This window comes from Pantanalinema rosaneae CENA516 (assembly GCF_050753385.1).
GTDB lineage: Bacteria > Cyanobacteriota > Cyanobacteriia > Leptolyngbyales > Leptolyngbyaceae > Pantanalinema > Pantanalinema rosaneae.
This window is the reverse complement of the sequence record NZ_JBLZFZ010000081.1, coordinates 16,199-28,425: the sequence shown is the minus strand read 5'-3', so window position 1 is coordinate 28,425 and position 12,227 is coordinate 16,199. Positions and strand designations below refer to the sequence as shown.

Below are 12,227 nucleotides of genomic sequence, written 5' to 3'. Positions count from 1 at the left end.
AGATGTGTATAAGAGACAGGGTGGGGAGGTGGGGGAGCTTTCCCATCACCCCTATCTAAGATTCCTACTCCCTTGCGTCTGCGGTCTTCTGTCCGATCCGGAAGATGACAAACTCCGCTGGTTTCTGGATCGCGACGCCGATGATGCAGATCAGACGACCGTTATTGAGGTCGTTCTGGGTCATGGTGCTGCGATCGCAGCGAACAAAGAAGGCTTCCTGGGGGTTGCTGCCAAACAGCGCACCGGAAAACCACTCGCTGTACAGAAAGCTCTTCACTGATTGAACAATTTTGCTCCACAGTCCCTCGCCGTTTGGCTCAAATACTGCCCACTGGGTACCCCGATCGATGGATTGCTCCAGATAGTTGAAGTAACGGCGATCGCTGACGTATTTCCATTCCGGGTCGGAACTGGCAAGCCGGGCACCCCAGACGCGATAGCCCCGTCCTGGAAAGAAGCGCAGACAGTTAATGCCGGATGGATTCAACACACCCTGCTGGGCGAAGTTGATATCTGTTTCAAACCGCAATGCACCCAGAACAACCTCATTGGCAGGCGCTTTATAAACGCCCCGTTCTGCATCGTTACGGGCATAGATGCCACAGATAAATCCAGATGGCGGCAGGGCAATTTCCTTCGGTCTGCTGGCATCTCCCGGTCGCGCCAGAGGGTTGGCAACCACCACCCAGGGGTAGTAGAACGCCACATATTTTGAATCAAACTGGCTGCGGGCAGCCCGCACCCCATTGATATCGGCATTGCGAGGCGCATCCAGGACTGCAATCTGGTAGGCGCGGGGTCGGGAGACATAGGTAATCAAGGCATTCTGAATAGCCTGCCGTAGGGTCGCATCGGTGTAGGCGGAGTAGCCCGGTGCGGCAATGATGGAAATATCTTCCAATGCCTGCAACTGTCCGAGGGCTGCCTCGTAGTCTCTTGAACCGGGATCTCCGCCACTGGTTCCTCCAGAAACGGGAACAATTCGCCCGGTCATCGAGGGGTTATCCGGGAGGGTCTGCCCTTCCAGCAGGGCTTCCCGCAACTGCAATCCGGTGACACCAGTGACGGTAATTGCAAAGGGATTATTCAGCGCATCGGACTGTTGGGCTGGAGTGGAAGCCAGAACGTTGCCAATAAACAGGGGATGGGTGGGCGAAAAGCCCAAATTTTCATAGCTGTATTCATTTCCAGCCCGATCGCGGGCAACCACGGTCAGAGTCAAAATCTCCAGTGGTGAAGCCAGATTAGACTCAGCCAGAGCCGTACCTGCCCCATTTTCCCAATCTGAGAGTTCCGGGGTATTCGTTTCCTTCGAGAAATAGGTGGGGGTGGCTCCAGCAACTCTAAGAATGCTGCCGATCGGGGCGTTGTTCAGGGTTGTCTCACTGGCGGGGGTTGCCTGCTCCAGCAACGTCACTTCGCCATTCCCTCCGGAACCGGGAAACCGGGCAATAAACCGGGCATCTCCGCCAGCCACCACCGCATCAGCTACCAGATCAGCCGATTGGGCAGTGGCGGCAATTGGTTGCTCCGTTGTCGTATTGATGGGAACGACCCGCGAGACGTAGAGCCGCAGTCCCCCATTGTCAAAATAGTTCTTGACCGCATGGGCAATGTAGTTGGGCTGTCCGTTGATGTTCTCCATGCCGCCGTAGATCTGCTCAAACTCTCCAAAACTGGTGAGCAGGGGAGGAGTTTGCTCATAGGGACCTTTCAGAGTTGGACCGACAAACGCCGCTGTGCTGGTGCTGACCCCTTCGATCGACTTGGAGCGACTCTCTTCAATCACGTAGACACCGGGGGTTAAAAAGCTGGTCATTACGGGGTTCTCCTGGAAATGGAACAGTGGAGCAGAGGGGAGGTGGACGGTTTCAGGACAGCGAGACTGCCAGGGTCGCGGGACGATCGCGTCCGGCTGCCAGAATCAGGGAGATAGGGGCAGAACGTTGAGTCGTTGGGCTGGCGTTGAGGACTTCGGGGTTGGGGAAATAATTGGGATTGGGGTCGGCAATCGTTCCCAGATCCGCCGTTGCCGGAATTGGCTGCACCATCGGATCAACCAGGACTTCCAGACTGGCATCCAGCTCGATCGTGGAAACAGGACTATCGGCATCCGGTTCTGCCGATGCGTCACTGACCCAGTTCGTCACCGGAATTCCGGGAACAGCCACCAGGGCTTCTCCCCGCCAATCTGCCTGACTCAGGTAGGGTGTGGGTTCCTCCGGTAGCGTCACCCGGATCAGTGCCCAGGGAAGACGCTGGTTGCTGCTGTTGGTGACAGTGGCACGAATCACTGCCCAACCCGGTTCAATCGGTGCGATCGGCGAGGGGTAGAGCCGCAGGTCGATCGGTTGAAACAGGGAATCTGCCATCTCCGCATTGGCGGGATCGGGGTCGCGGGGAAGCTGGATCGCCACCTGACGGGGAAGATAGCATCCCAGTGGATCGGTCACCGTGAACTGGATGCTGGTTGGAGCAGGGGGGGGAGTCGGTGGAAGAAAGGAATGGCGATAGGTATCAAAGCCGGGGGCAGTCGTAATCACGTAGTAACCCCGTCGATTCCGCACCAGTCGAACACCGCTGGCAGACAGTTTCAAGTCATGACCGATACTGAGTCGGGTAACGGCATCGGTGCAGCGAATGGCACCCAGAATTCGCCGATCGTTCCATTCCAGTTTCATCGCGCCCCCTCCTCAGTTAATCCAAATCGGGTGGCAACGACGGGACGCGCTTCTTCTGCGCGATCGGCTTCAATCCGTACCACTCGTGCAACATAGGAAACAGTGAGATGGTAAGACGGCTTCAGCGTGTCCCAGACCCGCATCATGTCCTCATTGCTCAGTTCAGATGGGATCACCTGCACCAGTTCTCCCGCATCCCAGTTCGCTTCTTCACTCAGAAATGACCGATCTAGTACAGGGGTGAAATGAAGTTGCCGCATCGCCCATGCCAGAATTACATGCTCTGGCTGAACGTCCCGCGCCCATACTGTCATGAGATAGTGCAGATCGACGGAAAGGGGCACAGGCTGGAGTAACCGACCATCAACTGGACGAGAATTTCGTAAATGGGGATTAATCGTTGCCCGATGCAAATACAGTGACAGAATACTATCTGCCGTTGGGTCTTCCATGTTATTCATTTCAGTGCTGGACAACAGGCGAAATTCACAGGCAGGTAATCCCATTTCCTCCGGTGCTGCTTCATACACATTGCGGAGATAGGTGATGAGTGAGTTTCCTACGGAATGAATTGCTTCTAAATTCGCCATAGATCCGTGTTTCCAGTGATGAATCGGCAGGAACTATCCTGCTACCGTTCGGGCGATGCCAGTTGCAATGCTGATGTCTGTAGTGATAATCGCGATCGGCTCCTGCCTACAAGTCACATATCCCCGGTAACTGAGATGAAGTAACTCAAATGTGTGACTCTAAATGTGTGACTCCAAATGTGTGACTTGTGCTTTGATTGGGCGATCGCTAGGGTGTTGGAAAACAGCGTGAGTCTATATGCTGGCGTTTTCCCCCTTCCCTGCTCCAACGCATCCCCTCTGGAATTGCATTCTTGATCCAGACCTGACGTTATCGACCTACGGCATTCCATTGGTAAAGCATCTGGGGAAAGCGATGGAACTCTGGGTTGTGCGCGAACTCTGGCAAATTCTGGACAATCCCCGCAGCTACCTGCAATCCCTGACACCTCTTCCCTTTTCCGCTCCAGTCGGACAGGCTTCCATGCAAACAACCTGGAATGACCGTAATCGGGCAATTTCTGCCTGGGAACGCTTTCTGGATGAAACCAACTTAACCAGTTTGAACCTGTTCTGGCTTGGCGATCGACCCCGCGAATCAGTCCTCCCTCGCCATCAGAACCTGGATATTTTCTGGCGATGGGAAGTCCTGGCGCGATCGCTCGACCAGCGATATGCAGCAAATTCCGCAACGAACCAACCCCTGATGCTGGCATTTCGGGATACGATTGCGCTGGTAACGTGCCTGGACTCTGCTTTTGTGTTGACCTATCAGGAGGCAGACAACGGCAACCGGGAAGCTTCTCCGGTCATTTGCCAGCGGTTGCAATCCTGGAATATTCCCTGCCAGAAACTTTCGGATGCGGATCCAATGGTTGTCCTAGAACGCAACACCCTGACCCAACTGATCCTCCAGACAGGACTTTGCCAACTGCTCTGGACTGAATTGCATTTGGTCATCCTGCATATTGTTGCCCCCAATGCCTTCAGCCCGATTGTCGATTTCCAAGCAGCAGGTACCCGATCCGCTTCAGGAGAAGCAACAGAAGAATTATCCAATGCTGAGCGTAGCCTCTGGCTGGATGCTCGGGGTTTTTGGTATCTGCTGTAGGAAGAAAAACAGACTCGATCAAGTACTCCAAGGGATACCCTCAAAATTTTCCAGGCATTCTATACTGCATGTAGATTAGGAAGGCTATTTTGAGATTAAGTTTCTTAGCAAGCCTTTCATTTGACAAATAGGCTTGGAATAATGGACTTACCAAAGGGCTCGCTGCTTAGAAATGGAGATTAAATAATCGAGCTTTTGTCGGTGCGGGCAAATTACGATTTGCTCCTTCCGCTAGCTAATGTTCCGACTTAGTTCAGCATTGTTTTTTGCAACTCCGTGCAGTCGTTTTGGAGGCAAAAATTAAACCGCTCTGAGTAGATGGACATCCTTAAAATTAAACAGGAATCGATCGTCGGTTGTGTAACGCTGCTGCATTAAATCGAAGCATCCTCCGTTGATTTTAGCTGGACTTACACAGAACGCTACTGGTAAGGGAGGAGCCTGGGGATTCATTCCCAAAAAGAGCATCGCCCCCTTTACCCCACCAGATTTAGGATTTTTGCGTAAGTCTTATTTAGGTTGCTTCTACCTGCTAACCTTCTGGATTAAAGAGTAAATCATGCTAGACGAAGCTAATGCCCCCATACCCTTCTCTAACAGTTCCAAAGAATGGCTACAACCCTATGTAATTAAGGAATTTCTGATAGAAAATACGCGTTGTGCGATCGTCTCACTGGGAAAGGTGCTAGAAGACTTGAATCATCCTGATTTACTCTTCTCACTGGAAAGTTTTCCACTACCAATTCTGGGTCAATTTGAAATCGATCGACAACTTTATGCTGTTGTTCGCACTCAAAATAATGCTTTAAAGAAAGATACAGAAATCACTCAACTTCTGACTGGTCGGGAATTACAGGTTACCCAGTATGTTGCGCTGGGCTGGTCGAATAAACAGATCGGACATCAATTGCGGATCAGTGAGTGGACCGTTTCTACCCATCTCCGTCGTATCTTTATGAAGCTGGGGGTGGATAGCCGTGCAGCAGCCGTTTACCGTTGTGCGTCTTTCATCCACGAGATTGATAGTGAGCTTTTTAAGAACTGAAGATGGCTACTCTGGCAATAGCCGATCTGTTTGCCAATGGTTGTTTATTTAGGGCTCATGTCTGAATCAATCTCAAAGATCAATTGCCCGATCCGGAGACTGGTCAGCTTGTTCGCCTTTTCAACACCTTCACGTAGGGATAGCGAGATCATTTTGCCTGGGTCAACAGTCGAATCTATTTGATTGGAGCAACACCGACAGGTCAGGCAAAGATTACTGCATTACGGTTCAATAACGAAAAAACGGTTGAGGCGCGATCGTGGATGGAGTTTAGTTGGGATCTGCCCGTAGATGAGCAATGCAATAGGGATACTGCGCCTAGAAAAGATTATGCATATCCTAAATAGCTTTATCTATAGCAGTCCTAAATAAGTTGTGAGAAACAGCCATAGGTAAAAAGCTTGGGAAAATTGAAGATTTGTCGATGTGTGACAAACTCAAATAGGAACTTAGCCACATTGAATGATGTACACAAGTGATAGTACTCTCGAATGAATCGCTTCCCCTGCAACCAAATATCCTCAATCGGATTCTGCTTGGGGTCATTTGCGGCAAAGCGAATACAGGTGATTTTCCAGTCCGATTCGTCCAACCCTTGATTCACCGACTCTAAATACGCCTTCACTTCTTTGGAACGATGATAGGTTGCGCCATCCCAGATCAAGGCAATCCGGCAATCAGGATGTTGAGCCAGGAGATAGTTCAAGAAGGCAATAGTGTTTTCAGAATTGCCCGTTTCAGCCGCTTGAATCAGGCATTGTTGGGTCTGAAGATTCACCGCTCCATAGTACGTTTGCTTGCTTCGTTCGTTGGTGATGGGAACCTCAATCCGCTCATTAGTTTTCCCCCACACATACCCACAAACGTCTCCCCACAACAGATGACACTCATCCTCGAACAGGACGATCAATGAACCAGAGTGGATTTCCTCGCGATGCGTCTCCAACCAGGTACTAATCTCCAGTTTTTTTTTCGACCAATTTGGGGTCTGCTTTAGGATTACGCTTTTGCGTCTTCTTCCAGCTGATCCCAGCTTGTTCAAACAAGGTGTAGTAGCTCTGCTTGGAGTCAAACACGACCTCATATTCCTGTTCGATGTGCTGCTGCAACTCTGTGAGATTCCAGTAATTCTTGCGCTTCAACCAGGCAATCACCTCCTGACGTTGCTCAGAGTCGAGATACCCAACGGAGCCAAGATACCCTAATCGCAACCCTGACACCCCTAATTGTTCATATCGTCCAGTCCATTTGCTGATAAAGCCGGAACTCACTCCTAAACTCTCACCAATCTCTCGGTGTTTATAGCGCAACTCATTTGCAAGCGTCCAAGAAGGACAATTTTCGCCTGAAGAATTATCTCGGCTTGCAGAGAATAATTTTGTGCAGGTCATTTGCTCTTAGGGTTGATATGGATGTAAAAGTTCCAGAAAAGCTGAAGTTGCTGCTATGCAAGGATTTTAGGCTTCATGAAGAACCGCAAGTCATTTGCAAATTGCGCAATATAATGTGCTCAGTCACAACTGCCGACCTACTGACGGGAGCGCATCTCCTGCTGACGCATTGGCATCGCATCGATCGTGCGGAACAGCATCGCTAAATCCATTGGAGTTTGGCTTCGTTGCTTCTCCGTACCATCCTTCCCCACAAGAATTACTGCAAATTCCTCAGAGGTAATCCCAAACTGTTGTCTCAGTCTCTCCGCTGATGCTGAACTGAGCGATCGCCCATCAACCTGGCTCTCTCCGGCTCCCAGAATTTGCACCAGTTTTAGATCGCGATCGTCGGTTCCTGCCGTGTCCGCCTGCCATACCTGCATCTGCTGGCGATAATTGGCTGAATCAGTTGAGGGGGCAAAGACCAGCAGGATACGGTGTTGCCATTGATAGTCGCTCAGCTTCAATTCGATTTCCTGGGAGCGATCGGGGCTTGCAGCAATATTGGCTGCCTCTAGCGACTGGAAATGAGAAGGGTTTAGCGAATCACTCATAGCAGTGAAAGGCTGGGGAGAGGCATAGCCCTGTAGCAGGGACAAAAGAACAATAAGTCCAGTTAAAGACTGCATCGGAGTACGGAAATAACTTTACTTACTGTAACCAAATCCCTGCTAGAGGGACTGATTCCCAGGGGAGAATTTGAGCGTGCGCAGGTCAGGCAGACAGGGGAAAACCTGCTGCCAGCAGCCAGCCGAAAAATAGAGTAGAGCCGATCGCATAAACCCATGCTCGATTTAACAAACCAGCCACCAGAGACAAGATTCCCATCAGTGGTGGAAATAGCGGCAACAGCAGAAACATGAATCCCAATTGAGGGAGAAAATTGAGCGTCAACACAAAGCCGCCAATCAGGACGACGCTCTGCCCCAACCACCAGAGAATCCGTTTGCCGACCCCAATATTCTCTTGCACGATTCCCGCTGCTAAAAACCAGGGAAAACAGGCGATCGCCACTGGCAACCACACTCTGAGCCGAATTGGAATCAGCCACCACTGAAGCCAAATGATCTGTGCCAATGCACCAAAGGCAATCCAGAGGATGGCAAACAGCGTAACCCCCAGACCAACGGCACGCAGGGTAGGGCGAGGTAGACGCGCCAGCACTCCCAGCCAGGTTAACCCGGCAATCAAAAACCAGACCCCAACCGCGCCACCAACTTGAACACCACCCAAGTTCTGAAGATCAAACCATTGGTTCAGCAGTACCAACCCTGCGGTTGCTGCCAGGGGCGCAGCGATTAAGCCTACCCATCGTCGGATAGGAGCTATTTTGGTGGCGATTAATGGAGGATGAGTTAGGAGGGGTGCGATCGCTGCCAACCCAACTAGCCAGCCCAGTAAATGTAAGCCGTACCAAACCATGCGGCGATCGCGATAGCGTTGACTTGTCAAATCGCGATACTGGCTATCATTTGTTCTGCCAAACGTTGCATTCAGCCACCGCAGTGCTGCCTGATGACTCCCATCACTAAAGAGGATTGTGATGTGTTCGACACCCGGAATCACCACCAATTCCCGCCCCTGCCCTGCTGCTAAATTCGTGTTTTCTCCCCCTGCCTGTGCCAGCAATCGTTCGGCATTACCCACAAATCGTCCCTCTCCACTCCCTGCTTGTAGTTGCAGATTTCGGGGAGATTGGGGAGTTACATTCGCCCCTGTTGGAGAAACGGCAACCGTTGCCGCAAAGCGATTGGGGTGACGAATCCCAGCTGTCATCACAATGCCGCTACCCATCGAGTGCCCCAGCAGTGCCAGACGACCTGGGTCAACCTGGGGTTGTTCCAGGAGAGCTTGCAAAGCAACATCTAGATTCTGCTGTAGCTCATATCGCTGTAAGCGAGTTCCATTTGCGCCATGCCCATCAAAATCCCAGAGCATGACCGCATAACCGGCATGAGCCAGGACATGTCCATAGCCCAACATCAATTGTTTAGAGCCTGCAAACCCATGTGCAACTAACACTCCTGGGATTTCGCTCGTCCCTTCAGGAGCCAAGTAGAGCAACGGAATACCCTCTTTTTGAAACGATCGCACCTCCAGCCCGGATCGGGCGATCGCGATTCCCAACCAGGACAAAACAATCAGCAGAATCGCGAGTGCCAGGAGTCCCAAGCGTTTATAGTTTAATTTCACAAGCTTCAGCCACCGTCCAAACACCATCTACTGGTGTAGCGCAAAAAGTGACATTTATTTCTTCGGTAGTCCTACGAAATGACACGTAATTCTTCGGTTGAGTCTTCTTTAAAGATTGATGACTAAAAAACGTAAAAGACTTATAGGACAAGGCTTTGAGGTAAAGGGCGGTTGTGACATTCCTTCGGTTGTGATGCTGATTCCCTCGCTCTACAACTCTTCATCCCCCATTTCTATGGGCTAGTGTAAATGGAGAGCCGTAACGAGAAAAGCAATCATCAATTAGAGCTTAGACTCGATTGCATAAGAATGTTTTGGGCACTGTATTCCTCTTCATCACCCGTTGCATGTCGCTGGATATAGGAGCCATCTGATTGGAGTTCCCAGGCTTGGCGATTATCCCGCAGCAGAATATCCAGGATTTCCTGCAATTTTTTGGCACAATTAGAATCTTCAACTGGCGTAATTGCTTCTACCCGACGATCGAGGTTACGTTGCATCCAATCAGCACTGCCAATGTAGACCTCTTCCTGGCCATGATTATGGAAATGAAAGATGCGGGAATGTTCTAGATAACGCCCCACAATGCTGATGACTCGAATATTTTCGCTGACGGCTCGCACTCCAGGACGCAAGCAACACATGCCGCGCACAATCAGGTCAATCTGCACCCCCGCTTGGGAGGCTTCGTACAGGGTTTTGATCATGCTTGGATCAATCAAGGCGTTCATCTTGGCAATGATGCGTCCTGGATTACCTTGTTTGCAGTGGTCAATTTCCCGGTGAATTAACTCAATCATGCGATCGCGTAATGTCACTGGAGCGACCAGCAATTTACGAAACGATTTTTGTTTGGAGAAGCCCGTTAGGTAATTAAATAAATCCGTCAGGTCTGCTCCCAACTCTTCTTGACAACTGAGCAAACCCAAGTCGGTATAAATCTTCGCTGTTTTGGCATTGTAATTGCCTGTACCAATGTGGACATAGCGGCGAATATCCTCACCTTCCAGTCGCACGACTAGCAACACTTTAGTATGGGTTTTCAGCCCCATCACGCCATAGACAACATGCACTCCTGCGTCTTCTAATGCCCGTGCCCAATTAATATTACTGGCTTCATCAAACCGAGCTTTGATTTCTACTAAGGCAACCACCTGTTTGCCGTTTTGGGCAGCAGCAATTAATGCGTTGATAATCGGTGAATCACTCGAGGTCCGGTAGAGAGTCAGCTTAATGGCTTGAACCTCAGGATCTTGGGCAGCGTGGGTAATGAAATGTTCAACCGATGCCGTGAATGACTCATAGGGATGATGAACTAACAGATCACCTTGACGAATGACATGGAAAATATCTTCGCCAGTGTCTTCACCGAGTGCTAACTCTTCATTTAGGTGACGCAAACGTTTGGGAATGACAGGAGTCCAGGGTTGATCTTTTAAGTGGGGGAGTGGTAATGCCATGAAGGACATTAAATCGCGCATTCCCAGCCATCCCTGAGTCATGTAGAGATCGTTTGGATCAACATTCATGCCTTTGATCAGTGTTTGCTTAACAAACTCCGACATGGTGGGGGCAAATTGAAATCGGACAACCGATCCACCAAAGCGACGGCGGCTGAGTTCCTGGGCGATCGCGGCAGCTAAGTCTTCGGCTTCCGCTTCCTGTACTGACAAATCCGCATCCCGCGTGACTCGAAACAGATGATGTTCCTCAATGGTCATTCCGGGAAATAGTGATTCCAGGTTATCCGCAATGATTTGTTCTAAGGAAACACCAGCCCAAACAACCGGGCGATCGCTTTTGGGATGAACGTCGGAGGGTAAGGGGACAAAACGCGGTAAACTATCGGGCACCTTAACTCGGGCAAATCCTGTCTCTCCTGTCTCGGGGTCCCTTAATACCACGGCGAGGTTGAGGCTTAAATTGGACAGTAGGGGAAAGGGATGAGACGGATCGACCGCTAAAGGAGTCAGAATAGGAAACACTCGCTCTGTAAAGTACTGCTTGAGATAACGGCGCTGAGATTGATTCAGCTCTGGGTATTTCAAGACATGCACCCCTTCAGCCGCTAACTGGGGGCGGAGTTCGTCCTCAAATAGCTCTTGCAACTGAGCCACCATTGGATGTAGAGATTGGCTAATGCCATCCAACTGCTGTTGGGGAGTGCGTCCATCCGGGGTTAACGTTGCCACCTGGGCATCAACTTGGCGTTGCAAACTGGCAACCCGCACCATAAAAAACTCATCCAGGTTAGACGCAAAGATCGCCGAAAATTTGACCCGCTCCAGTAATGGAGTTCGGGGATCGATCGCTTCTTGCAACACCCGCCGATTAAATTCTAACCAACTCAGCTCTCGGTTGAAATAATACTGGGGATCGTTCAAGTTAACAGTAGCAGTCGTTTCTTTAGTTTTTGCCATGAGAACAAAGTACACCAAATCGGCAGCTTAGCCAGAACAAATAAAAGTAATTTTATTTTCTTATTTGATTTCTTTTGAAAGCAGCGCCTAGCATGACGGAGAAAAATTGGAAAGAGGTCTGAATAAGCCAGGTTTTTAGCAGTATAGATCTAAAAAACAATAATATAAAGTTAGCAGGGCTACTGCCGCTCTAAGAGCGCGACTCAAACAGCAACTTGCTTCAAACCCGCTCTAGAGTTATCCGCCAGTAGAAGTAATCTATCAAATAGATGACTATTTTTGTCGATGTTTGGATTAGAATTACAAAGCTTAGCTAGTTATCCTGGAATATTTTGTTTTTATATAATTTTATCTTAAACTGGATTTAACCTCACCATATTCTTGTATCTTTATTCAAAATTCTTCTAGTCAAATTTTATAACTTACGATATATCTTTAGTGTTGAAGGTTGCCCGTTTGAGTAAATTATCTTGACGCTCAACTATGGTGTTAGATAAGTAGCCAGGTGAAATTAATTGTAAAATGCTAGCCTTTTGCCCTCACCCCCAGCCCCTCTCCCAACACTGGGTGAGGGGAGGCAATCTTAGCCCTCTTCTGCCAAATTTGGGCTACCGTGTACACACAAGTCAAGCCGGACTTCGTTTAAAGCTTTTAGCCCCCTAAATCCCCCAATTCTGGGGGACTTTGAATTGTCTGGTTCCCCCCAAAATTGGGGGGCTAGGGGGGCAAAATGCAGGATCCTGAGGTGGTTGAGGAGATGTGTGTACACCGTAGG

10 protein-coding genes are annotated in these 12,227 nt (G+C 49.9%); 2 read left to right on the top strand and 8 right to left on the bottom strand.

What is annotated here, in order from left to right:
* Positions 1–64: 64 nt before the first annotated feature.
* Genes ACN4EK_RS29165 through ACN4EK_RS29155 form a run of 3 tightly spaced genes read right to left on the bottom strand, consistent with a single transcriptional unit; the run spans position 65 to position 3,271 of the window.
* The gene (locus ACN4EK_RS29165) at positions 65–1,819 is read right to left on the bottom strand and encodes a phage tail sheath family protein (RefSeq protein ID WP_431661946.1); all 1,755 of its coding nucleotides are present in this window, start codon (positions 1,817–1,819) and stop codon (positions 65–67) included.
* A gap of 52 nt (positions 1,820–1,871) precedes the next feature.
* On the bottom strand, positions 1,872–2,681 hold the full coding sequence (locus tag ACN4EK_RS29160; protein WP_431661945.1) for a hypothetical protein: 810 nt from the start codon (positions 2,679–2,681) through the stop codon (positions 1,872–1,874).
* Positions 2,678–3,271, bottom strand: coding sequence for a DUF4255 domain-containing protein (locus ACN4EK_RS29155; RefSeq protein WP_431661944.1), 594 nt, complete (start codon positions 3,269–3,271; stop codon positions 2,678–2,680). The genes ACN4EK_RS29160 and ACN4EK_RS29155 overlap by 4 nt, the downstream gene beginning before the upstream one ends.
* Positions 3,272–3,509: 238 nt before the next feature.
* On the opposite strand from ACN4EK_RS29155, the gene ACN4EK_RS29150 reads away from it, so the two are divergent.
* Entirely contained in the window at positions 3,510–4,361 is an 852-nt protein-coding gene (locus ACN4EK_RS29150; RefSeq protein ID WP_431661943.1) for a hypothetical protein, read from the top strand.
* 559 nt (positions 4,362–4,920) lie between these two features.
* Complete coding sequence (locus ACN4EK_RS29145; RefSeq protein ID WP_431661942.1) at positions 4,921–5,406, top strand: response regulator transcription factor; 486 nt, start codon at positions 4,921–4,923, stop codon at positions 5,404–5,406.
* A gap of 364 nt (positions 5,407–5,770) precedes the next feature.
* Here the strand turns inward: ACN4EK_RS29145 and ACN4EK_RS29140 are convergent, their stop codons facing one another.
* The 5 genes from ACN4EK_RS29140 to ppk1 form a co-directional block, all read right to left on the bottom strand.
* Complete coding sequence (locus tag ACN4EK_RS29140) at positions 5,771–6,352, bottom strand: IS630 family transposase (RefSeq protein ID WP_431661941.1); 582 nt, start codon at positions 6,350–6,352, stop codon at positions 5,771–5,773.
* Between the two features lie 7 nt (positions 6,353–6,359).
* The gene (locus tag ACN4EK_RS29135; protein ID WP_431661940.1) at positions 6,360–6,716 is read right to left on the bottom strand and encodes a helix-turn-helix domain-containing protein; all 357 of its coding nucleotides are present in this window, start codon (positions 6,714–6,716) and stop codon (positions 6,360–6,362) included.
* A 218-nt stretch (positions 6,717–6,934) separates the two neighbouring features.
* Positions 6,935–7,393, bottom strand: a complete 459-nt coding sequence (locus ACN4EK_RS29130; protein ID WP_431661939.1) for a DUF4174 domain-containing protein — start codon at positions 7,391–7,393, stop codon at positions 6,935–6,937.
* Positions 7,394–7,553: 160 nt separating this feature from the next.
* Complete coding sequence (locus tag ACN4EK_RS29125; RefSeq protein WP_431661938.1) at positions 7,554–9,032, bottom strand: alpha/beta fold hydrolase; 1,479 nt, start codon at positions 9,030–9,032, stop codon at positions 7,554–7,556.
* A 278-nt stretch (positions 9,033–9,310) separates the two neighbouring features.
* Complete coding sequence (ppk1, locus tag ACN4EK_RS29120) at positions 9,311–11,452, bottom strand: polyphosphate kinase 1 (protein ID WP_431661937.1); 2,142 nt, start codon at positions 11,450–11,452, stop codon at positions 9,311–9,313.
* Between the last annotated feature and the right edge of the window lie 775 nt (positions 11,453–12,227).